At 63.0% G+C, this 23,065-nt stretch carries 21 protein-coding genes; 15 read left to right on the forward strand and 6 right to left on the reverse strand.

Annotation, left to right across the window (positions count from 1 at the left end; genetic code table 11):
• The first annotated feature begins 74 nt into the window (after positions 1–74).
• Positions 75–1,085: an alpha/beta hydrolase family protein gene (locus B4I46_RS04415; protein ID WP_286898778.1), complete on the forward strand. Its 1,011-nt coding sequence runs from the start codon at positions 75–77 to the stop codon at positions 1,083–1,085.
• Here B4I46_RS04415 and B4I46_RS04420 read toward each other — a convergent pair.
• The 3 genes from B4I46_RS04420 to B4I46_RS04430 are packed head-to-tail and all read right to left on the reverse strand — an operon-like array spanning position 1,082 to position 3,541.
• On the reverse strand, positions 1,082–1,846 hold the full coding sequence (locus B4I46_RS04420; RefSeq protein WP_043863761.1) for a TerB family tellurite resistance protein: 765 nt from the start codon (positions 1,844–1,846) through the stop codon (positions 1,082–1,084). The genes B4I46_RS04415 and B4I46_RS04420 overlap by 4 nt on opposite strands.
• A 1-nt stretch (position 1,847) precedes the next feature.
• Positions 1,848–2,519, reverse strand: a complete 672-nt coding sequence (gene murU, locus B4I46_RS04425) for an N-acetylmuramate alpha-1-phosphate uridylyltransferase MurU (RefSeq protein ID WP_286898780.1) — start codon at positions 2,517–2,519, stop codon at positions 1,848–1,850.
• Complete coding sequence (locus B4I46_RS04430; protein ID WP_058541836.1) at positions 2,516–3,541, reverse strand: aminoglycoside phosphotransferase family protein; 1,026 nt, start codon at positions 3,539–3,541, stop codon at positions 2,516–2,518. The genes murU and B4I46_RS04430 overlap by 4 nt, the downstream gene beginning before the upstream one ends.
• 130 nt (positions 3,542–3,671) lie before the next feature.
• On the opposite strand from B4I46_RS04430, the gene B4I46_RS04435 reads away from it, so the two are divergent.
• The 11 genes from B4I46_RS04435 (at position 3,672) to B4I46_RS04485 (ending at position 17,686) form a co-directional block, all read left to right on the forward strand.
• Complete coding sequence (locus B4I46_RS04435) at positions 3,672–6,452, forward strand: LPS-assembly protein LptD (RefSeq protein WP_043863758.1); 2,781 nt, start codon at positions 3,672–3,674, stop codon at positions 6,450–6,452.
• Positions 6,433–7,749 (forward strand): peptidylprolyl isomerase, encoded by a 1,317-nt coding sequence (locus tag B4I46_RS04440; RefSeq protein ID WP_043863757.1) that lies wholly within the window; start codon positions 6,433–6,435, stop codon positions 7,747–7,749. Before B4I46_RS04435 ends, B4I46_RS04440 begins: the two co-directional genes overlap by 20 nt.
• Positions 7,746–8,735 (forward strand): 4-hydroxythreonine-4-phosphate dehydrogenase PdxA, encoded by a 990-nt coding sequence (gene pdxA, locus B4I46_RS04445; protein ID WP_116052337.1) that lies wholly within the window; start codon positions 7,746–7,748, stop codon positions 8,733–8,735. Before B4I46_RS04440 ends, pdxA begins: the two co-directional genes overlap by 4 nt.
• Complete coding sequence (gene rsmA, locus B4I46_RS04450; protein ID WP_043863755.1) at positions 8,732–9,532, forward strand: 16S rRNA (adenine(1518)-N(6)/adenine(1519)-N(6))-dimethyltransferase RsmA; 801 nt, start codon at positions 8,732–8,734, stop codon at positions 9,530–9,532. Before pdxA ends, rsmA begins: the two co-directional genes overlap by 4 nt.
• A 105-nt stretch (positions 9,533–9,637) precedes the next feature.
• Positions 9,638–10,018: a Co2+/Mg2+ efflux protein ApaG gene (gene apaG, locus B4I46_RS04455; RefSeq protein ID WP_043863754.1), complete on the forward strand. Its 381-nt coding sequence runs from the start codon at positions 9,638–9,640 to the stop codon at positions 10,016–10,018.
• A complete protein-coding gene (locus B4I46_RS04460; protein WP_054915960.1) occupies positions 10,018–10,893 on the forward strand; it encodes a symmetrical bis(5'-nucleosyl)-tetraphosphatase in 876 nt (291 codons plus the stop codon). The genes apaG and B4I46_RS04460 overlap by 1 nt, the downstream gene beginning before the upstream one ends.
• A gap of 11 nt (positions 10,894–10,904) precedes the next feature.
• Entirely contained in the window at positions 10,905–11,234 is a 330-nt protein-coding gene (gene glpE, locus B4I46_RS04465) for a thiosulfate sulfurtransferase GlpE (protein WP_043863752.1), read from the forward strand.
• A gap of 281 nt (positions 11,235–11,515) precedes the next feature.
• On the forward strand, positions 11,516–13,438 hold the full coding sequence (locus tag B4I46_RS04470) for a PrkA family serine protein kinase (RefSeq protein WP_043863751.1): 1,923 nt from the start codon (positions 11,516–11,518) through the stop codon (positions 13,436–13,438).
• Between the two features lie 123 nt (positions 13,439–13,561).
• Positions 13,562–14,833 (forward strand): YeaH/YhbH family protein, encoded by a 1,272-nt coding sequence (locus tag B4I46_RS04475; RefSeq protein ID WP_286898788.1) that lies wholly within the window; start codon positions 13,562–13,564, stop codon positions 14,831–14,833.
• Positions 14,830–16,392 carry a SpoVR family protein gene (locus tag B4I46_RS04480; RefSeq protein WP_286898790.1) on the forward strand — a complete coding sequence of 521 codons (1,563 nt, stop codon included), beginning with the start codon at positions 14,830–14,832 and terminating at the stop codon, positions 16,390–16,392. Before B4I46_RS04475 ends, B4I46_RS04480 begins: the two co-directional genes overlap by 4 nt.
• A 64-nt stretch (positions 16,393–16,456) precedes the next feature.
• Entirely contained in the window at positions 16,457–17,686 is a 1,230-nt protein-coding gene (locus B4I46_RS04485) for a multifunctional CCA addition/repair protein (protein WP_286898792.1), read from the forward strand.
• Between the two features lie 48 nt (positions 17,687–17,734).
• On the opposite strand, the gene folK is transcribed toward B4I46_RS04485, so the two are convergent.
• The gene (folK, locus tag B4I46_RS04490) at positions 17,735–18,244 is read right to left on the reverse strand and encodes a 2-amino-4-hydroxy-6-hydroxymethyldihydropteridine diphosphokinase (protein WP_043863747.1); all 510 of its coding nucleotides are present in this window, start codon (positions 18,242–18,244) and stop codon (positions 17,735–17,737) included.
• Complete coding sequence (folB, locus tag B4I46_RS04495) at positions 18,235–18,588, reverse strand: dihydroneopterin aldolase (RefSeq protein WP_043863746.1); 354 nt, start codon at positions 18,586–18,588, stop codon at positions 18,235–18,237. The genes folK and folB overlap by 10 nt, the downstream gene beginning before the upstream one ends.
• Before the next feature lie 74 nt (positions 18,589–18,662).
• On the opposite strand from folB, the gene plsY reads away from it, so the two are divergent.
• On the forward strand, positions 18,663–19,232 hold the full coding sequence (gene plsY, locus B4I46_RS04500; protein ID WP_043863745.1) for a glycerol-3-phosphate 1-O-acyltransferase PlsY: 570 nt from the start codon (positions 18,663–18,665) through the stop codon (positions 19,230–19,232).
• A 26-nt stretch (positions 19,233–19,258) separates the two neighbouring features.
• Here plsY and tsaD read toward each other — a convergent pair whose 3' ends face one another.
• Complete coding sequence (tsaD, locus tag B4I46_RS04505) at positions 19,259–20,284, reverse strand: tRNA (adenosine(37)-N6)-threonylcarbamoyltransferase complex transferase subunit TsaD (RefSeq protein ID WP_054915962.1); 1,026 nt, start codon at positions 20,282–20,284, stop codon at positions 19,259–19,261.
• Positions 20,285–20,486: 202 nt separating this feature from the next.
• On the opposite strand from tsaD, the gene rpsU reads away from it, so the two are divergent.
• Together rpsU and dnaG are read left to right on the forward strand one after the other, a co-directional pair.
• Positions 20,487–20,702, forward strand: coding sequence for a 30S ribosomal protein S21 (gene rpsU / locus B4I46_RS04510; protein ID WP_002551877.1), 216 nt, complete (start codon positions 20,487–20,489; stop codon positions 20,700–20,702).
• A 320-nt stretch (positions 20,703–21,022) separates the two neighbouring features.
• On the forward strand, positions 21,023–23,002 hold the full coding sequence (dnaG, locus tag B4I46_RS04515) for a DNA primase (protein ID WP_043863743.1): 1,980 nt from the start codon (positions 21,023–21,025) through the stop codon (positions 23,000–23,002).
• Positions 23,003–23,065: the final 63 nt, after the last annotated feature.

Consider the following 23,065-nt stretch of genomic DNA (forward strand, 5'->3'; position numbering starts at 1 on the left):
GGACCGCCATCGAACATGGCCGTCGTCGACAAATACCATTAGGCTGCCGGTATCACTCTGGCCTGGATCGATCAATGTTCGTACTCAAACGCACGGCGCTTTCGGCGCTATGCCTGTCCTTGATACTACCTTGTACCGCACAAGTTCTGGCGCAGGAAACGCCGGCCGCCGACGCCGACGCCGATGCCGCGCCGGCCACGCGCCAGGCGCTGCCCGAGCGCAGCCAGGAAGACGCCCAGGCCCTGGAGCGGCAAGTGCCCAAGGACGAGCAGCAAACCCTGCAGGCCGGCAGCGACAGCTTCCTGGCCCTGTGGAAACCTGCCAACACCCCGGCACCCGAAGGCGTGGTGATCATCGTCCCGGGTGCCGGCGAGAGCGCCGACTGGCCACGCACCGTCGGCCCCCTGCGGCGCAAGTTCCCCGATGCAAAGTGGGCCAGTCTGAGCCTGAGCCTGCCGGATCTGCTGGCCGAGAGCCCGGTGGCCCGCAAGGAAACCCCGGCACCGCCCCCGCAACCGGACAAGGACGTGAAGGGCGCACCGGCCAAGGCCACGCCGGCCGATGCCAATGCCAACATCGCCCAGGCCACCGCAGCAGAAACCGAAAACAGCGAAAGCGCCGAAGCGCCCGCCAGTACCGATCCGGCGGCCAGTGAAAAGGCCGACGCCGAGCGCATCTTCGCCCGCCTGGATGCCGCCGTCGCCTACGCACAGCAGCAGAACGCACGCAGCGTGGTGCTGCTGGGCAGCGGCAGCGGTGCCTACTGGTCAGCCCGTTACATCAGCGAACGGCAACCGCCGCAGGTGCAAAAGCTGGTGATGGTCGCTGCGCAGAACCCGGCCCGCGTCGAACACAGCCTCGACAGCCTGGCCGCCACGCTCAAGCTGCCGACCGCCGACTTCTACTATGCCAACCAGGCCGGCGCCAGGCAGGCGGCCGTGAACCGCCTGCAGGCCAGCAAGCGACTCAAGGACAGCAGCTACCACCAGGTCGCCCTGACGGCCATGCCCGGCAACCAGGCTGCCGAGCAGGAGCAACTGTTCCGCCGCATTCGCGGCTGGCTGAGCCCGCAAGCGGTCGACTAGAAGCCGCGCCGCTTGCGTACCACCGCGTAGGCCTGATGCAGGTCCCGGGTACGCTCGGTGGCGTCGCGCACCTGCGCCGGGCTCGCGCCGCTACCCACCAGTTTGTCCGGATGATGCCGGCTGAGCAGGCGCCGGTAGGCCTGCTTGACCTGTACAGGCTCGGTCTCGGGTAACACCCCCAGCAAGCGCAGGGCCTCGGGATAGCTGATGCCCTGATTGCCCAGGGCCGCCCGGTGCGGCTCGTAGTCGCTGGCCAGTGCCTGCACCCGGGTCGTCGACCAGCCCAACTGCTGCCCCCACTGCATCAACAGTTCGCGCTCGTGACGCCCTACCCGGCCATCGGCCCAGACCATGCGCCAGCAGGCACGCAGCAAGCCTTCGGCAGCATGGGGTTGCTGCTTGAGGCGACGCAGGTGCGGATGCAGGCGCTCGCTGCCGCTCTTGCCCCGGTTGAATGCGGCAATCGCGCGCAGACGTGCCGGTTCGCTCATCTCCAGGCGCTGCATTTCCTGACGCGCCTGCTGGATATGTCCGTCGACCACCCGCCCTTCACTCTTGGCCAGGCGCCCAAGCAGCACGAACAGCACTTCGTCGTCGCGCAGCACCGCGCGCCCGCCCAGACGCTCGCGCAGGTGCGCCCAACTGTGCAGTTGCAGACGGCGGTCCATCGCCTGACCGAGCAATGCCCCCAGCAACGCCCCTGGAATGCTGGCGATGGCAAAACCCGCTCCGGCACCAATCACTGTGCTCGGCCACAACATGTCAGCGGCGCTCGGCGAGCAAGCGCTCGACTTCGGCAAGGCGTTCGAGGGTACCGACATCCACCCACTGGCCAGTGAAATGCTCCCCACTGACCAGGCCCTTGGCCATCGCCTGGCGAAACAGCGGTGCCAGCTTGAAGCCGCCGGCCTGGCAACCGTCGAACAGTTCCGGGTGCAGCACGGCGATCCCGCTGTAGGTCAAGGTCGGCGAAACCGCGTCGGCATCCTTGACCTGCCCGGCCTGCAGGCGGAAGTCACCTTTGCCGTGATGGCCCGGGTTGTCCACCAGCACCAGGTGCGCCAGCCCGGACAGCGACGCAGGCAGGCGGCTGAAGTCGTACTCGGTCCAGATGTCGCCGTTGATCAGCGCAAAAGGCGCGTCGCCAAGCAGCGGCAGCGCCTTGTAGATCCCGCCACCGGTTTCCAGTGGTTCGCCTTCGGCGGAATAGCGGATGCTCAGGCCCAGTTGCGCGCCATCGCCCAGGTGCTCTTCGATCTGCTGTCCCAGCCAGGCATGATTGATCACCACCTCGGTGAAGCCCGCCCTCGCCAGGGCGCGCAGGTGATACTCGATCAACGGCACGCCGGCCACCGGCACCAGCGGCTTGGGTGTATGCAGGGTCAGCGGGCGCATGCGCTCGCCCTTGCCTGCGGCCAGAATCATCGCCTTCATGCGCGCGCCCCGCCTGCGGCCTGCAGGCTGTCGATCAGTTCATCCAGCTCGGCCAGCTCAGGGCGGCGGGCGATCACTTCATCTATATAAGCAAAGAACCGCGGCACATCGGCCAGGTAGCGCGGCTTGCCGTCACGGTGGCAGATGCGCGCGAAGATGCCGATCACTTTGAGGTGGCGCTGCACGCCCATCAGGTCGCTGGCACGCTGGAAGTCCTCGAAATCGGCCTGCACCGGTACGCCCAGAGCCTGCGCCCGCTGCCAGTAGTCCTTGAGCCAGCCCTCCACCCGTGCCTGCGGCCAACTGAGGAAGGCGTCCTTGAACAGACAGGTGATGTCGTAGGTCACCGGGCCGTACACCGCATCCTGGAAATCCAGCACGCCCGGGTTGGGCACACTCTGCATCAGGTTGCGCGGCATATAGTCACGGTGCACCAGCACCTTGGGCTGGGCCAGGGCGCTGTCGATCAGCAGGGTGCTGATGCGTTGCCAGGCCGCCTGCTGCTCATTATTCATCTGCAGGCCCAGTTCACGGCCCACGTACCACTCTGGGAACAGCTCCAGCTCACGGCGCAGCAGGGCCACGTCATAACTGGGCAACGGCGCCTGCATCGGCAGTTGCTGGAAGGCCAGCAGCGCCTGGATGGCATCGTCGAACAGGCCATCGGCGTTGTCGCTGGTGATCACATCGAGGTAGGTGTGGTTGCCCAGATCACTCAGCAGCAGGAAGCCGCGCTCGAGATCCTGAGCGTGAATTTGCGGCACATTGACCTCGGCGCTGGCCAATAAATGAGCAATTTCCACAAAAGGCCGGCAGTTTTCCTGCGGCGGCGGGGCATCCATCACAATAAAACTGCGTCCTTCGGCGGCCCAGCGGAAGTAGCGGCGAAAGCTCGCGTCGCTGCTGGCAGCGGTCAGGCAGCCCGCTGGAACCGGACCCCAGCCCTGTTTATGGAAAAGATTTGCCAGCTGTTCGGCCAGCCATACATTCAGGTGTTGCAGGCGTACATCATGTTCGGGCATTACATGGGTCTCCGACGGCCCTAGCCGTCAAGCGGGTCATGCTTTATTATCCAGCATCTTTTTCAGACCATCGAGAGGCGTGCGGCCCCACACGCGGGCAGATGGCACGCAGGAAGCCCGGACTAATAAGATGGCATTGAAATCCCCCGCGTTTCGTAAAAAATTCCCGTTGCTCGTCACCGGCGGTCTGCTGGCGATGCAACCCCTGGCCACGTCGTACGTGGTGGCTGCCGAGCAGTTCGACTGCCAAGTTTCCGCTGCCGGAGGTTGGGACTGCAAGCCCAAGACCAGCACCGCGAACCTGCCACCACGCCCTGTGCATGACGGTGCGGCGGTCAGCTCGGCCGGCGAAACGCCTGCCCAGAGCGCCGACGGCAGTGCCGAAGCAGCGGGCAAAGGCCCAGCACTCGTCACCGAAACCAAGGGGCGCGGCCTGAAGGCACGCAGCGCCGACTACAGCCATCTGGACTGGGTACCACGCGATCAGCTGACCCCTGCCCAGCTCGCCGAAGCCGGCCCGTATTGCTCCGGTGCCTACATCGAGCCAACCCGTCCGGGCATGGATGACACCACGCCCAAGGACGAGGCGCCGACCTTCATCGGTGCCAAGGTATCGCGCTACCAGCAGGAGCAGCAGATCGCCACCCTCGCCGGTGACGTGGTGATGCGCCAGGGCAGCATGCAGGTCGAGGCCGACGAGGCCAATCTGTATCAGGCCGAGAACCGTGGCGAACTGAGCGGCAACGTCAAGATCCGCGACAACGGTTCGCTGGTGGTTGGCGATCACGCCGACATCCAGCTCGACACCGGTGAAGCCAAGGTCGACAACGCCGAGTATGTGATGCACAAATCGCGTATCCGCGGTAACGCGCTGTACGCCAAGCGTGCCGAAAACGCGATCATTCGCCTCAAGGACGGTACCTACACCACCTGCGAGCCGAACAGCAACGCCTGGCAGCTCAAGGGCAACAACATCACGCTGAACCCGGCCACCGGCTTCGGTACCGCGACCAACGTCACCTTGCGGGTCAAGGATGTACCGGTGTTCTACACCCCGTACATCTACTTCCCGATCGATGACCGTCGCCAGTCCGGCTTCCTGCCGCCATCGTTCAGTACCAGCAGCGACACCGGCTTCATGCTGGTCACGCCGTACTACTTCAACCTGGCACCGAACTACGACGCCACCTTGTATCCACGCTACATGGCCAAGCGCGGCCTGTTGATGGAAGGCGAGTTCCGCTACCTGACCAAGTCCAGCGAAGGGCAGTTCGGTGGTGCGTGGCTGAATGACGAGGAGGACGAGCGCAAGCGCCAGTCCGACTACAAAGAAAAGCGCTGGATGATCAACTGGCAGCACAAGGGTGGCCTGGACGAGCGCCTGATGACCGAGGTCGATTACACCAACATCAGCGATCCCTACTACTTCCAGGACCTGGAAACGGATCAGCTCGGCGTAGAAAGTACCGACTATATCAACCAGCAGGGTGCGTTGACATATCGGGGAGACAGTTATACTGCGCGGCTGAATATGCAGGACTACAAACTGGCGACTATCAGCCAGATCACTCCGTATGGCCGTCTGCCCCAGGTTACTTTTGGCGGCAGGCTACCCTACCATCCCGGGGGCTTGGACTTTGCCTACAGTACCGAGTTCGTACGTTTCGATCGCGACTTGCGCGAGGGTAACTTCGTAGACAAGGACGACCGCTCCACGCCGTGGTATGACACTCGAGTATCCGGTCTGGCGCGTGCCAACGGTGACCGGATCAATCTCGCTCCCAACATGAGCTTGCCGCTGAACGCCTCTTATGGCTACGTCAGACCTTCGCTGACATATGTCTACACCAATTACCAGCTGGATCTGGACCAACGCGGCAAACAGACACTCGCAGCAGATGAACAATTCAATAGTTCGCAAGACCGAAGCGTGCCCATTTTCAGCGTCGACAGCGGTCTGTACTTCGACCGCGACACGCAGTGGTTCGGCAAGGACTACCGCCAGACACTGGAACCGCGCCTGTTCTATCTGTACGTCCCATACAAGGACCAGACGGACATTCCGGTTTTCGATACCGGCGAATCGACTTTCAGCTATGCATCATTGTTCCGCGAAAACCGCTTCAGTGGGACAGACCGTATCGGCGACGAAAACAAGCTGTCGTTGGGTTTGACAAACCGCTGGATCGAAGACAACGGTTTCGAACGTCAACGTTTGAGCGTTGGCCAAGCGCTGTACTTCAAGGATCGCAAGGTTCAGCTGCCGCGTATCGATTACCGCACACGCAACGACTCGCAATCCGACGTCTCGCCCTACGCGCTGGAATACCAGTTCCGCTTCAACCGCGACTGGCGCGTGAATTCCGACTTCAACTGGGACCCGGATACCCGCAGTACGCGTTCCGGCAGCGCCATGTTCCACTACCAACCGGAAGACAACGTCAACAAGATCGTCAACCTGGGTTATCGCTATCGCAACGACGGGGTTCGCTACGATCAAAGCACCGGTCGCTGGCAGGTGGGTGGTGGCGACTACGGCACCCCGGGACAACCTGGCTATGTGAAGGACTACTACAAGATCCAGCAACATGACTTCTCCGTCATGTGGCCAATCGTTCCGCAGTGGACTGCAATCGCCCGCTGGCAGCACGACTACAACCGCAACCGCACCCTGGAAGCCATGGGCGGTTTCGAGTACGACAACTGCTGCTGGAAGCTGCGTCTGATCAACCGCTACTGGATCGATTACGACGAATACAGCCAGGACGCACCCTCCAACGAAAAAGGCGACCATGGGATCTTCCTGCAGATCGTGCTGAAAGGCCTCGGTGGTGTAGTAGGTAAAAAGGTCGAAACTTTCCTCGATCAAGGCATTCAAGGTTACCGTGCACGTGAAGACCAAGCTTATTGATTGTCTGCGCCCGCTGATGCTGGGCGCTGTACTACTGAGCAGCACCGCGCACGCCGCGGTGCAGACCCTGGACAAGGTGGTGGCCATCGTCGACAACGACGTGGTCATGCAAAGCCAGCTGGACCAGCGCGTGCGCGAGGTCGAACAGACCATCGCCAAGCGCGGCGGCGCTACACCTCCACCCGGCGTGCTCGACCAGCAGGTGCTGGAGCGCCTGATCGTGGAAAACCTGCAACTGCAGATTGGCGATCGTTCCGGCATCCGCATTACCGACGAAGAACTCAACCAGGCCATGGACACCATTGCCCAGCGCAACGGCATGAACATGAGCCAGTTCCGTGCGGCCCTGGCCCATGACGGCCTGTCGTTCGATGACGCCCGCGAGCAGGTCCGTCGCGAGATGATCATCAGCCGCGTGCGCCAGCGCCGGGTAGCCGAACGCATCCAGGTTTCGGAACAGGAAGTGAAGAACTTCCTCGCCTCGGACCTGGGCAAGATGCAGTTGTCCGAAGAGTTCCGCCTGGCCAACATCCTGATCCCGACCCCGGAAAGCGCCAACTCGGCGGCTATCCAGGCGGCTGGCCAGCAAGCGGCCGCGATCTACCAGCAGCTCAAGCAAGGCGCCGACTTCGCCCAGCTGGCGACTGCCCGTTCGGCCAGCGAGAACGCACTGGAAGGTGGCGAGATGGGCTGGCGCAAGGCCGCCCAGCTGCCACCTCCTTTCGATCGCCTGCTCAGCACCATGGCTGTGGGTGACGTCACCGAGCCTGTACGCACACCGGGTGGCTTCATCATCCTGAAGCTGCAGGAAAAGCGCGGCGGCCAGACACAGCTGCGCGACGAAGTGCATGTTCGCCACATCCTGATCAAGCCAAGCGAAGTGCGCAGCGAAGCCGCCACCCAGCAACTGGCGGAAAAGCTCTATGAACGCATCAGCGCCGGCGAAGATTTCGCCGAGCTGGCGAAGAGCTTCTCCGAAGATCCGGGTTCGGCGCTCAATGGCGGCGACCTCAACTGGGTCGATCCGAACGCACTGGTACCCGAGTTCCGCGAAGTCATGGCCAGCACCCCTCAGGGTCAGCTGTCCAAGCCGTTCCAGACCCAATACGGCTGGCACGTACTGGAAGTCCTGGGTCGTCGCTCCACCGACAGCACCGAACAGGCACGCGAACAGCAAGCCATGAACGTGCTGCGCAACCGCAAGTACGACGAAGAGCTGCAAAGCTGGCTGCGTCAGATCCGCGACGAAGCCTATGTTGAAATCAAGCTTCCTGGCGCCGACCAGGCAGCCCAGTGAAACACCAGCGCTTCGCCCTGACACCCGGCGAGCCGGCCGGCATAGGACCTGACCTGTGCCTGCTGCTCGCCGAGCACGCCCAGCCCCACCCCCTGATCGCCATTACCAGTCGTGACCTGCTCGTCGAGCGGGCCGCGCAACTGGGCGTGGCCGTCACGCTGCTGCCTGTCAGCCCCGACGCCTTCCCGGATGCGCCTGCCCCTGCGGGCAGTCTGTACGTGTGGGACACGCCGCTGGCAAGCCGGGTAGTCGCCGGGCAGCTGGACAAACGCAACGCCGCCTTCGTACTGCAAACCCTGACCCGTGCGGGCCAGGGCTGCCTTGACGGGCACTTTGCCGGAATGATCACCGCGCCCGTGCACAAGGGCGTGATCAACGAAAGCGGCATTGCGTTTTCCGGGCATACCGAATTCCTCGCCGAGCTCACCCACACCACGCAAGTGGTGATGATGCTTGCCACCCGCGGGCTGCGCGTGGCCCTGGTGACCACGCACCTGCCGCTGCGCGCAGTGGCCGACGCCATCACCGCCGAACGCCTGGAGCGGGTCACGCGGATCCTGCATGCCGACCTGCAGAGCAAGTTCGGCATCGCCCAGCCACGCATCCTGGTGTGCGGGCTCAACCCGCATGCGGGTGAAGGCGGCCACCTGGGCAGCGAAGAAATAGACATCATCGAACCGACATTGGCGCGCCTGCGCAGCGAAGGCATGGACCTGCGCGGCCCGTTGCCTGCCGACACCCTGTTTACCCCCAAATATCTGGAGCACTGCGACGCAGTGCTGGCGATGTACCATGACCAGGGCCTGCCGGTGCTCAAGTACAAGGGCTTCGGCGCCGCCTTGAACGTTACCCTGGGCCTGCCGATCATTCGCACATCGGTGGACCACGGCACCGCCCTGGACCTTGCCGGCACCGGCAGGATCGACACCGGCAGCCTGCAGGTAGCACTGGAAACCGCCTACCAGATGGCCGAGACCCATTTATGACCGAGCAATACCAACACAAGGCGCGCAAGCGCTTCGGCCAGAACTTTCTGCACGACGCCGGCGTCATCGACCGCATCCTGCGCTCGATCAGCGCCAAGGCAGGTGAGCGCCTGCTGGAAATCGGTCCGGGCCAGGGCGCCCTGACCCAGGGCCTGCTCAACAGCGGCGGCCAGCTGGATGTGGTGGAACTGGACAAGGACCTGGTACCGATCCTCAACCAGCAGTTCGCCGGCCGTGACAACTTCCGCCTGCACCAGGGCGATGCGCTCAAGTTCGACTTCACCAGCCTGGGCGCCGCGCCGCGCAGCCTGCGGGTGGTCGGCAACCTGCCGTACAACATCTCCACCCCACTGATCTTTCACCTGCTGGCCAACGCCGAGCTGATCCGCGACATGCACTTCATGCTGCAGAAGGAAGTGGTCGAGCGCCTGGCCGCCGGCCCGGGCGGTGGCGACTGGGGCCGCCTGTCGATCATGGTGCAGTACCACTGCCGCGTGGAACACCTGTTCAACGTCGGCCCGGGGGCGTTCAACCCACCGCCCAAGGTCGATTCGGCCATCGTGCGCCTGGTGCCCCACACCACCCTGCCGCACCCGGCAAAGGATCATCGCCTGCTCGAGCGCATCGTGCGCGAAGCGTTCAACCAGCGCCGCAAGACACTGCGCAACACCTTGAAGGCCCTGCTCAGCAGTGACGAGATCGCCGCCGCCGGTGTCGATGGCAGTCTGCGCCCCGAGCAACTGGACCTGGCCGCCTTCGTGCGCCTGGCCGACAAGCTGGCCGAACAGCCGCAGTAACACCTGATAACGGCCGGTCATGCCCGCATGACTGGCCGGCAACCCCGCCGATAGCCTAGACTGATGCCATTGCCGTATTCGCGTCTGTTGCCAAGGCCCTCTTGAATGTCCGATCCCCGCTATCAGGTCGACGTCGACGTCGTCACCCGCTTCCTCAAAGAACATTCCGATCCCGAAAACGACCGCTTTGCCTTTGCCTACACCATTACCGTGCACAACAACGGTTCGGTGGCGGCCAAGCTGATGTCGCGTCACTGGCTCATCACCAATGGCGATGGCCAGGTGGAAGAGGTCAAGGGCGCCGGGGTGATCGGTCAGCAGCCGCTGATCGAGCCTGGCCAGAGCCACACCTACAGCAGTGGTGCCGTGCTCAGCACCCAGGTGGGCACCATGGAAGGCAGCTATCAGATGTTCGCCGAGGATGGCATCCGTTTCGAGGCCCCGATCAAGGCGTTTCGCCTGGCCGTACCCGGGTCGCTGCACTGATGGCGGTGTATGCCGTCGGCGATCTCCAGGGCTGCCTGCAACCGCTCAAATGCCTGCTCGAGCGGGTGAACTTCAACCCGTCGGTCGACCGCCTGTGGCTGGTCGGCGACCTGGTCAACCGCGGCCCCGAGTCGCTGGAAACCCTGCGCTATCTGTACGCCATGCGCGACTCGCTGGTGTGCGTGCTGGGCAACCACGACCTGCACCTGCTGGCCGCCTGGCATAACATCGAGCGCCTGAAGAAAAGCGACACCCTGCGCGAGATTCTCGACGCCCCGGATGCCGACGAACTGCTCGACTGGCTGCGCCGGCAAAAGCTGCTGCATTACGACGAGCAGCGCGGCGTGGCGATGGTGCATGCCGGCATTCCACCGCAGTGGACCCTGGGCAAGGCGCTGGAGCTGGCTGGCGAGGTCGAAGAAGTGCTACGCGATGACAATCGGCTCAAGCTCTATCTGGACGGCATGTACGGCAACGAGCCGAACAAGTGGAGCAAGAACCTGGGCGGGGTCGAACGCCTGCGGGTCATCACCAATTACTTCACCCGCATGCGCTTCTGCACCGCCGAGGGCAAACTGGACCTCAAGGGCAAGGAAGGCGCCGACACCGCCCCACCCGGCTACAAACCGTGGTTCGCCCACAAGGGCCGTCGCTCGCGTCACGTGAAGATCATCTTTGGACACTGGGCAGCCCTCGAGGGCCGCTGCACCGAGCCAGGCGTGTACGCACTGGATACCGGCTGCGTGTGGGGCGGTGCGATGACCCTGTTCAATGTCGATACCGGCCAGTACCACCGCTGCGAGTGCACCGAAGAAGGCACCGTACGCCCGCTGGCCAGCCCCGTGCAACCGGCTAGAATAGCCGATCAATCCTGAAGGACCCGCCCATGAGCGAATTCAAACGTATCCCTCCAGAGCAGGCTCAGGCGCTGCGTGCGCAAGGCGCCGTGGTGGTCGATATCCGCGACCAGCCCACCTTTGCCAACGGCCACATCACCGGCGCCCGCCACCTGGACAACCAGTCGGTCGCCGATTTCATCCGCGGCGCCGACCTCGACGCCCCCACCGTGGTGGTCTGCTACCACGGCAACTCCAGCCAGAGCGCGGCCGCGTATCTGGTCAGCCAGGGTTTTTCCGACGTCTACAGCCTCGACGGCGGCTTCGAGCTGTGGCGCGCCACCTTCCCGGCAGAAACCGCCCAGGGCTCTGCCGAATAATTTTTTTGTTGGCCTGCAGCCCGCGCCCTGCGCGGGCTCGCGCCAGACCAGACGAACGGTCGTGGCGAACTAATCGCCCAACCGCCCTTGACCTCGCCGATTACCAACTATCCTTAAGCCCAGGCCATCCAAAAAGGGGAGAGCCGGTACACCGGCGTGCGGGTCATCGGTAAGGTTCCAAGGGTGTTCTGGGGGGTATACAGCAGGCGGCAGTGCCGTCTGCATGCCAGCATCAACTGATCGATCCGACGTCGGCTCCACGTATCGAGCGAGGTGACGTCATGAGTATTTTTAGCCACTTCCAACAACGTTTCGAGTCCACCCGTCAGGAAGAGCTCTCGCTGCAGGAGTATCTTGAGCTCTGCAAGCAGGACCGTAGTGCCTATGCGTCGGCGGCCGAACGCCTGTTGATGGCTATTGGTGAGCCGGAACTGGTCGACACGTCGAACAACTCGCGGCTGTCGCGGATCTTCTCCAACAAGGTGATCCGGCGCTACCCCGCCTTCGAAGACTTCCATGGCATGGAAGAATGCATCGACCAGATCGTTTCCTACTTCCGCCATGCCGCACAGGGCCTGGAGGAAAAGAAACAGATCCTCTACCTGCTCGGCCCGGTGGGTGGCGGCAAGTCGTCCCTGGCTGAAAAACTCAAGCAACTGATGGAAAAGGTGCCCTTCTACGCCATCAAGGGCTCGCCGGTGTTCGAGTCCCCGCTGGGGCTGTTCAACGCCACCGAGGACGGCGCCATCCTCGAAGAGGACTTCGGCATCCCGCGCCGCTACCTGAACACCATCATGTCGCCCTGGGCGACCAAGCGCCTGGCCGAGTTCGGCGGCGACATCAGCCAGTTCAAGGTGGTCAAGCTCTACCCCTCGATCCTCAACCAGATCGCCGTGGCCAAGACCGAGCCGGGCGACGAGAACAACCAGGACATCTCGGCGCTGGTGGGCAAGGTCGATATCCGCAAGCTCGAGGAATTCCCGCAGAACGACGCCGACGCCTACAGCTATTCGGGCGCACTGTGCCGGGCCAACCAGGGCCTGATGGAATTCGTCGAGATGTTCAAGGCACCAATCAAGGTCCTGCACCCGCTGCTCACCGCCACCCAGGAGGGCAACTACAACAGCACCGAAGGCCTCGGCGCCATCCCCTACTCCGGGATTCTGCTGGCCCACTCCAACGAATCGGAATGGCACAGCTTTCGCAACAACAAGAACAACGAGGCGTTCATCGACCGGATCTACATCGTCAAGGTGCCGTACTGCCTGCGCGTGAGCGACGAGATCAAGATCTACGACAAGCTGCTGTTCAACAGCTCCCTGGCCAAGGCCCACTGCGCACCCGACACCCTGAAGATGCTGGCCCAGTTCACGGTGCTGTCGCGCCTCAAGGAGCCGGAGAACTCGAACATCTACTCCAAGATGCGCGTGTATGACGGCGAGAACCTCAAGGACACCGATCCGAAGGCCAAGTCGATCCAGGAGTACCGCGACTCGGCCGGTGTCGACGAAGGCATGAACGGCCTGTCGACCCGCTTCGCCTTCAAGATCCTGTCCAAGGTGTTCAACTTCGACCCCCATGAAATCGCGGCCAACCCGGTGCACCTGCTGTACGTGCTGGAGCAGCAGATCGAACAGGAACAGTTCCCGGCCGAGGTGCGCGAGCGCTACCTGCGCTACCTCAAGGAATACCTGGCACCGCGCTACATCGAGTTCATCGGCAAGGAAATCCAGACCGCCTACCTGGAGTCCTACAGCGAATACGGGCAGAACATCTTCGACCGTTACGTGCTGTACGCCGACTTCTGGATTCAGGACCAGGAGTACCGCGACCCCGAAACCGGCGAGATCCTCAACCGCATCGCCCTCAACGAGGAGCTGGAGAAGATCGAGAAACCGGCTGGCATCAGCAATCCGAAGGATTTCCGCAACGAGATCGTCAACTTCGTGCTGCGCGCCCGGGCCAACAACAACGGCAAGAACCCGACCTGGCTGAGCTACGAAAAACTGCGGGTGGTGATCGAGAAGAAAATGTTCTCCAACACCGAAGACCTGCTGCCGGTCATCAGCTTCAACGCCAAGGCGAGCAAGGAGGACCAGCAGAAGCACAACGACTTCGTTACGCGAATGGTCGAACGCGGCTACACGGACAAACAGGTCCGGCTGCTTTCGGAATGGTACCTGCGGGTCAGGAAATCGCAATAAGCGGCAAGCGTCAGGCTGTCAGCGGCAAGCCCGGAGTACGCGCCGGGCCTGCAGCGACAGCGCTGCCCATCTTGAAGCTAGAAGCTTGAAGCTTGCAGCTACTGCCTACTCCCGGAGGGGCCTATGAGCTATGTGATCGACCGACGCCTGAACGGCAAGAACAAGAGCACGGTCAACCGCCAGCGCTTTCTGCGGCGTTACCGTGACCACATCAAGAAGGCCGTCGAAGAGGCCGTGAGCCGTCGCTCCATCACCGACATGGAGCATGGCGAGCAGATCAGCATTCCTGGCCGGGATATCGACGAACCGGTACTGCACCATGGACGCGGCGGCAAGCAGACCGTCGTACACCCGGGCAACAAGGAGTTCACCGCCGGCGAGCATATCGCGCGTCCGCAGGGCGGCGGTGGAGGCGGCGGCAAGGGCAAGGCCGGCAATTCCGGCGAAGGCATGGACGAGTTCGTCTTCCAGATCACCCAGGAAGAATTCCTCGAGTTCATGTTCGAAGACCTCGAGCTGCCCAACCTGGTCAAGCGTCACCTGACCGGCACCGACACCTTCAAGACCGTGCGCGCGGGCATCAGCAATGAAGGCAACCCCTCGCGCATCAATATCATCCGCACCCTGCGCTCAGCCCATGCGCGGCGCATTGCGCTGTCGGGCAGCAGCCGCGCCAAACTGCGCGCCGCCCAGGAAGAGCTGGCACGCCTGAAGCGCGAAGAGCCGGACAACTTCGGCGATATCCAGGAAATCGAAGGGGAAATAGAACGTCTGAGTGCACGTATCCACCGCGTACCCTTTCTCGACACCTTCGACCTCAAGTACAACCTGCTGGTCAAGCAGCCCAACCCCAGTTCCAAGGCCGTGATGTTCTGTCTGATGGACGTGTCCGGCTCCATGACCCAGGCCACCAAGGACATCGCCAAGCGTTTCTTCATCCTGCTGTACCTGTTCCTGAAGCGAAACTACGACAAGATCGAGGTGGTGTTCATCCGCCATCACACCAGCGCGCGCGAAGTGGATGAGGAAGAGTTCTTCTATTCCCGCGAGACGGGCGGCACCATCGTCTCCAGCGCCCTGAAACTGATGCAGGAAATCATGGCCGAGCGCTATCAGGCCAGCGAATGGAACATCTACGCGGCCCAGGCTTCGGACGGTGACAACTGGAACGACGACTCGCCCATCTGCCGCGAGATCCTCACCAAGCAGATCATGCCGTTCGTGCAGTACTACACTTATGTCGAGATCACCCCTCGCGAGCACCAGGTCTTGTGGTTCGAATACGAACGCATCGGCGAAGCCTTCGCCGATACCTTCGCCCAGCAGCAGCTGGTGTCGGCCGGCGATATCTACCCGGTCTTCCGTGAACTCTTCCAGCGCAGGTTAGCCACATGACCGCCAGAGAGCAGAAGCGCCAACCCCTTTCCACCGGGTCCGAGTGGACGTTCGAGCTGATCCAGGCCTACGACCGCGAAATCAGTCGCCTGGCCGAGCGCTACGCCCTGGACACCTACCCCAACCAGATCGAGGTGATTACCGCCGAGCAGATGATGGACGCCTATGCGTCGGTCGGCATGCCGCTGGGCTATCACCACTGGTCATACGGCAAGCATTTCCTGAGCACAGAAAAATCGTACAGTCGCGGCCAGATGGGCCTGGCCTACGAAATCGTGATCAATTCCGACCCCTGCATCGCCTACCTGATGGAGGAGAACACCATCTGCATGCAGGCGCTGGTGGTAGCGCACGCGTGCTACGGGCACAACAGCTTCTTCAAGGGCAACTACCTGTTCCGCACCTGGACCGACGCCAGCTCGATCATCGACTACCTGGTGTTCGCCAAGCAGTACATCACCCAGTGCGAGGAGCGCCACGGCATCGACGCGGTGGAAGACCTGCTGGACTCCTGCCATGCCCTGATGAACTACGGCGTCGACCGCTACAAGCGGCCCTACCCGATCTCCGCCGAAGAAGAGCGTCGCCGCCAGAAGGACCGCGAAGAACACCTGCAAAAGCAGATCAACGACCTGTGGCGCACCATTCCCAAGGGCACCGACAAGTACAACGAGAAAGACAACGCGCGCTTCCCGGCCGAACCGCAGGAAAACATCCTGTACTTCATCGAGAAGCACGCCCCGCTGCTCGAACCCTGGCAACGCGAGATCGTGCGCATCGTGCGCAAGATCGCACAGTACTTCTACCCGCAACGCCAGACCCAGGTGATGAACGAAGGCTGGGCGACCTTCTGGCACTACACCCTGATGAACGACCTGTACGACGAAGGCCTCGTGACCGAGGGCTTCATGATGGAGTTTCTGCAGTCGCACACCAGCGTGGTGTTCCAGCCAGGCTTCGACAGCCCCTATTACAGCGGCATCAACCCCTATGCCCTGGGTTTTGCCATGTACCGCGACATCCGGCGCATGTGCGAGCACCCCACAGAGGAAGACCGCCGGTGGTTCCCCGAGATTGCCGGCAGCGACTGGCTGTCGACTGTCAAGTTCGCCATGAGCAGCTTCAAGGACGAGAGCTTCATCCTGCAGTACCTGTCGCCCACGGTGATTCGCGACCTCAAGCTGTTCAGCATCCTGGACGACGACCAGAAGGACGACCTGCTGGTACCGGCCATCCACGACGAAGCAGGCTACCGCACCATCCGCGAGATCCTGGCCGCGCAATACAACCTGGGCAACCGCGAACCCAACGTGCAGATCTGGAGCATAGACCGGCGTGGCGACCGCTCGCTGACGCTGCGTCACCAGCAACATGACCGCAAACCGCTGGGCGACTCCACCGACGAGGTGCTCAAGCACCTGCACCGCCTGTGGGGCTTCGACATCCATCTGGAGACCCTGCAAGGCGACCAGGTGATGAAGACCCACCACGTCCCCCCAAAGGGCGAACACGGCGAAGGTGACTACGGACGGCTGGACCTGGCTGTCGTCCACCTGTAGCCGCCCGCGCCAACCTCCGTTGTGGCCAGACAGGGTATCCTGTGGCCTCAACGGAGGTTTTTTCATGCAGATCTATAAAGTCGGTGGTGCCGTGCGCGACCGCCTGCTGGGCAGGCCGGTCACCGATATCGACTGGGTGGTGGTGGGTGCGACGGTCGAGCAGATGCAGGCCCAGGGCTATCGTCCGGTGGGGGCCGACTTCCCCGTCTTCCTTCACCCTCACAGCGGTGAAGAATATGCACTGGCGCGTACGGAGCGCAAAAGCGGGCGCGGCTATGGCGGCTTCACCTTCCATGCCAGCCCCGAGGTCACACTGGAAGAAGACCTGGTGCGGCGCGACCTGACCATCAATGCAATGGCCGAGGACGAACAGGGCCGGATCATCGACCCGTACAAGGGCCAGCAGGATCTCCAAGACCGGATTTTACGCCACGTTTCCCCCGCGTTCGCCGAAGATCCCCTGCGTGTGCTGCGCGTAGCGCGTTTCGCCGCGCGCTATGCCGGGCTGGGTTTCCAGGTAGCCCCCGAAACCCTCGCACTGATGCGCGAGCTGAGCGAGTCGGGTGAACTGCAGGCCCTTACCGCCGAGCGCAGCTGGAAGGAAATCGCCCGCGCCCTGATGGAAGAGCAACCCCAGGTGTTCATTCAGGTGCTGCGTGATTGCGGGGCGCTGAAGCAGTTGATGCCCGAACTCGACGTGCTGTTCGGCGTTCCGCAACCTGCGGCGCATCATCCTGAAATCGACACCGGCGTGCATACCCTGTCGGTGCTGGAGCAGGCGGCCCGTCACAACCAGCCGCTGACGGTACGCTGGGCCTGCCTGCTGCATGACCTGGGCAAAGGCCTGACCCCCGAAGAGGAGTGGCCGCGGCATATCGCCCATGAGCACCGCGGGCTGAAGGCGATCAAGGCGGTCAACCAGCGCTTCAAGGTACCGCGCGACTGCCAGGAACTGGCCTTGCTGGTGGGCGAGTACCATACCCATGGCCACCGGGCCCTGGAGCTGAAGGCATCGACCTTGCTGGAGTTGCTGCAGCGCTTCGACGTGTACCGGCGCCCGCAACGCTTTGAAGAGTTCATCGCCGCGTGCGAGATGGACGCGCGCGGGCGACTGGGGTTGGAGGAGCGTGATTATCCACAGGCCGCCTACCTGCGTGGCGCAGCAGACGCCGCGCGGGCAGTGGCGGTGCAGCCACTGGTAGAGAAGGGCTTCACCGGCCAGGGCCTGGGCGAGGCGATCAAGCGCGAGCGGCTGAATGCGCTCAAGGCCTACAAGGAAAGCGCCAAACCCTGAATCGTTAGGCCGGCAAGGGCGGCGATTCCTGATTGCCGCCCCTGACCGTCAGTCCAGCGGCAGCGCCTTGCCATTCCAGGTGAATGGCACCGGTTCGAGTACCTGGTCGATCTGCGCCTGCTGCCACAACTGGGCCATGCTCTTGCCTGCTCCAGGGTGCACCAGTTCCGGCGCGATCAACGACAATGGCCACAAGACGAACGCATTCTTGAGAATTTCGGCCCTTGGCAACACCAGGCCGTCGAAACTGCCGTGCAGGTCACCATACATCAGCACGTCGATATCCAGCGGCAGCCCCTTGCGATCCGGAGCATAACGGCCGTTGTCGGCCTCGATGAACTTCAGGCGACGGTCCAGTTCAAGCAATGGCAGGTCGGTCAGGCCGGTGACCACCAGATTGAAAAACGGCCCGCTCTTGATGCCCACCGCCTGGCTTTCGAACACCGTCGAGCAGCGCATGTCCCTGAGCATCGCAGCCAGCGCATCGAGCCCGGCGCCGAGGTGCCGCTCGCGCTCGATGTTGCTGCCAAGGCCTAGGTATACCGGGGTCAGAGACATCCGCGCTCGATCTCCACGCCCACCCCGCTTGCCGCCGCGATGGCGCCAGGCTTGGTCAGCTTCAGTTGCAGCCAGGGAATCTGGAACTCGTCCATCAGCACCTTGGCCAGGCGTTCGGCGAACGTCTCGACCAGCTCATAGCTGGCCTGTTCGGCAAATGCCTGGATACGTGCCGTGACGCTGGCATAGTCCAGGGCCAGGCTCAGGTCGTCGCCGGCCGCCGCCGGGCGATTGTCCCAGGCGAACCGCAGGTCCAGGCGCAGGCACTGGCGAATACCGCGTTCCCAGTCATAGGCGCCGATCACGGTGTCGACTTCCAGCCCTTCGATGAACACTCTGTCCAAGCACTTCTCTCCACAGCACGACAAGGGCGCCTTGCGCCGCTAGAATCAGGGCGTCCTCGCCCGGAATAGTTAGCATGTTTTGGTTACTGGCGTCGCTCGCCTACCTGCTCGGCTCGCTGTCCTTCGCCATCGTTCTCAGCCGCCTGAGCGGCAGCCCCGACCCGCGTGCCTGCGGCTCAGGCAATGCCGGCGCCACCAACATGCTGCGTCTGGCAGGCCGCAAGCTGGCGATCCTGACCCTGCTTGGCGACCTGTGCAAGGGCCTGTTGCCCGTGCTGATCGCCAGCCTGGTCGGCCTCAACGAGCAGCAGCAGGCCTGGATAGGCCTGTGCGCGGTGGTCGGCCACCTGTTTCCGCTGTACTTCCGCTTTCGCGGCGGCAAGGGCGTGGCCACTGCCGCCGGCGTGCTGCTGGGGCTCTACCCCCCGGCCGCCCTGCTGGCCATCAGCGCATGGCTGCTGACCTTCTACCTGACCCGCACCAGCTCGTTGGCCGCCTTGATCGCAACGCCCCTGGCCCTGCCCCTGCTGGCCTGGCGCGAGCCCGAGGCGCTGCTGCCGATGAGCGTGCTGACCGTGCTCATCGTATGGCGCCATCGCGGCAATCTACGCGACCTTTTTGCCGGGCGCGAACGGCATTTCTGAGGCGTTCACATGAGCGGCGCTCATGCTCACAGCCCCTGCAACTGCTCCATCGGCCAGCGTGCCTGCACGCTGATCGCCAGGGTTTCCCGCTGCCCGGCCGCCAGACGCTGGCACCCGGCATAGGCGATCATCGCGCCGTTGTCGGTGCAGAACTCGGGGCGCGCGTAGTACACATTGCCCTTGAGCCCGGCCAGCATCTCCTCCAGCGAGGCACGCAGGGCCTTGTTGGCACTCACCCCACCTGCGATCACCAGGCGCTTGAGCCCGGCCTGCTTGAGGGCGCGCTTGCACTTGATGGTCAAAGTCTCCACCACCGCCTGCTGGAACGCCAGCGCGATGTCGCAACGGGTCTGCTCGGTGTCGTCCCCGGTACGCTGACACTGCTGCCAGGTGTTCAGGGCAAAGGTCTTCAGGCCGCTGAAGCTGAAATCCAGGCCCGGACGATCGGTCATCGGCCGCGGGAACACGAACCGACCCGGCACGCCCTGCAGCGCCAGGCGCGCGATCTCCGGGCCACCGGGATAGTTCAGGCCCATCATCTTGGCCGTCTTGTCAAACGCTTCGCCGGCCGCATCGTCGAGGGACTCGCCAAGCAGTTCGTACTGGCCGATGCCATCCACACGTACCAACTGCGTATGGCCGCCCGACACCAGCAAGGCGACGAACGGAAACTCCGGCGGTTGCGCCTCGAGCATCGGTGCCAGCAGGTGGCCCTCCATGTGGTGCACGCCCAGGGCCGGGATGCCCCAGGCAAAGGCCAGCGCCTGGGCGCACGAAGCACCCACCAGCAGCGCCCCGACCAGGCCAGGGCCTGCCGTGTAGGCGATGGCGTCGATCTCGGTGGCCACGCAGTCGGCCTCGGCCAGCACCTGGCGGATCAACGGCAGCATGCGCTTGACGTGATCACGCGAGGCCAGCTCCGGCACAACCCCGCCATACGCGCGGTGCAGGTCGATCTGACTGAACAGTGCATCGGCCAGCAGGCCGCGTTCGCTGTCGTATAATGCGACACCAGTTTCGTCGCAGGATGTTTCCAATCCCAGTACTAGCATGGGTTTGCGCCTTGTTGGGGCTGAATTCGAAGGCGCGCATGATAGTCCTCGCTCCCGGTGCCGACCAGCGGTTTTCGATCAGAGGCTTTGCATTCAGGCCAGCTAAGGGTTAACATCCGCAACCCTTAAAAACCGACGTTCTCCAGTGCACATATTTGCCACGAGTTCGTTGACCCCCGGTAATGAATGAAGGTAGCTCTGGATGCCAGCCGTCAAAGTTAAAGAGAACGAACCCTTCGACGTAGCTCTGCGTCGTTTCAAGCGCTCCTGCGAAAAAGCCGGTGTACTGGCTGAAGTTCGTAGCCGCGAATTTTACGAGAAGCCAACTTCCGAGCGTAAGCGCAAGGCAGCAGCCGCTGTCAAACGCCACGCCAAGAAAGTTCAGCGCGAACAGCGCCGCGCCGTTCGTCTGTACTGATACAGACGTTCGTCGCCAGCTTCTGCCATGCCCGGTGCAAGCCGGGCTGTCGGCAGTTGATGCTGTTTCCTCTGGCCTGGACCTTCGGGTCGAGCGCCTGAGATGCCCAAACTGCTATGCAGCAAGGGCAAGCCTGCCTCACACGTCAGACCTGGCCTAACCGCCAGCAGTGCACGTCACCCCTGACGAGCCTTCACCGGCTGCAGACGAGCACACCCCTTTCCTTTTTTGTGTCACGTCATTCGAGCTTGCATCGAATGCGTCGCTGTTCCCGCAGCATTAGCGATTACACTTGATTGTCGCCTGATGACGAGAGTGCCATGGCCGGGCTGATTCCCCAGAGTTTTATTGACGACCTCCTCAACCGCACCGACATCGTCGACGTGGTGAGTTCGCGTGTAAACCTGAAAAAGTCCGGCAAGAACCACACGGCCTGCTGCCCGTTCCACAAGGAGAAGACCCCCTCCTTCAGCGTCAGCCCCGACAAGCAGTTCTACTACTGCTTCGGTTGCGGCGCCGGCGGCAACGCCCTGGGCTTCATCATGGACCACGACAACCTGGACTTCCCCCAGGCTGTCGAAGAGCTGGCCAAGGCCGCCGGCATGGAAGTGCCGCGCGAAGAGAGCAGCCGCGGGCAAAAGCCCCGCCAGCCCACCGATTCGCCGCTGTACCCGCTGCTCGAGGCCGCTGCCGAGTTCTATCGCCAGGCCCTGAAGAACCACCCGACACGCCGCTCGGCCGTCGAATACCTCAAGGGCCGCGGCCTGTCCGGCGAAATCGCTCGCGACTTCGGCCTGGGCTTCGCGCCGCCGGGCTGGGACAACCTGTTCAAGCACCTGAGCAGCGACGCCCTGCAGCAAAAGGCCATGGTCGACGCCGGCCTGCTGATCGAGAATGCCGAGACCGGCAAGCGCTATGACCGCTTCCGCGACCGCGTGATGTTTCCCATCCGCGACAGCCGTGGCCGGGTCATCGCCTTCGGTGGGCGGGTGCTGGGCGACGACAAGCCCAAGTACCTGAACTCCCCCGAAACCCCTGTGTTCCACAAGGGCCAGGAGCTCTACGGGCTGTACGAGGCACGCAAGTTCAACCGCAACCTCGACGAGATCATCGTGGTCGAGGGCTACATGGACGTCATCGCCCTGGCCCAGCAAGGTTTGCGCAATGCCGTGGCCACCCTTGGCACCGCCACCAGCGAAGACCACCTCAAGCGCCTGTTCCGCGTGGTGCCCAGCGTGCTGTTCTGCTTCGACGGCGACCAGGCCGGCCGCAATGCCGCCTGGCGTGCCCTGGAAGCCACGCTGTCGAGCCTGCAGGACGGGCGCAAGGCGCGCTTTCTGTTCCTGCCCGAAGGCGAAGACCCGGACACCCTGGTGCGTGCCGAGGGCACCGACGCCTTCCGTGCGCGCATCAACCAGCATGCTCAGCCGCTGGCCGATTACTTCTTCCAGCAACTGACCGAAGAAGCCGACCCGCGGTCGCTCGAAGGCAAGGCGCACATGGTGACCCTGGCCGCGCCGTTGATCGACAAAGTGCCCGGTGCCAACCTCAAGGCCCTGATGCGCAACCGCCTGCGCGAAATAACCGGCCTGGACCTGCACCAGGTCGAACAGCTGGCCCACAGCGCCCCCAGCGAGGCGCCACCGGCGTACGACCCGGGCATCGACTACGATGCGATTCCCGACTACAGCCCGGATTACAGCGACTTCCACCAGCCCGAGCATTTCCAGCCGCAGCAGCAACAATGGACGCCAAGCCAGGGCGGGCAGAAGAAGAAGTGGGAAGGCAAGCCCTGGGACAAGAAGGGCAAGCCGTGGGACAAGAACGGCAAACGCGACTTCCAGCCACCGCCGCGGGTGCCGACGTCGGTGGAACCGCCGACCTTGAGCGCCCTGCGCACCCTCATGCACCACCCACAACTGGCCAAGAAGGTCGAGGATGCCAGCCATTTCGCCGCTGAAGAGCATGTGTATGCCCAGTTGCTGGTGGCGTTGCTCGAAGCCTTGCAAAAGAATCCTGAGCTACGCTCCTTACAGCTGATCGCGCGTTGGCACGGCACCGAACAGGGCCGATTGTTGCGCGCATTGGCAGAAAAGGAATGGCTGATCGATGCCGACAACCTTGAACAACAGTTTTTCGACACCATAACTAGCTTGTCCGCTCGCCAACGCGAGCGCAGCCTGGAACATCTGCTCAGGAAAGCACGTCAAAGTGAGTTGAGCGCAGACGAGAAAAATCAGCTGCGTGACCTGTTAAGCCGGAATGTTCCCGCACAAACCCCGACCTCAACTGGCGCGTGAGGTCCTAGCTCGGGTATAATCCTCGGCTTGTTTTTTGCCCGCCAAGACCTTCAGTGGATAGGG

The sequence above is a fragment of the Pseudomonas sp. UBA7500 genome (assembly GCF_002478435.1).
GTDB classification, from domain to species: Bacteria; Pseudomonadota; Gammaproteobacteria; order Pseudomonadales; family Pseudomonadaceae; genus Aquipseudomonas; species Aquipseudomonas palmensis.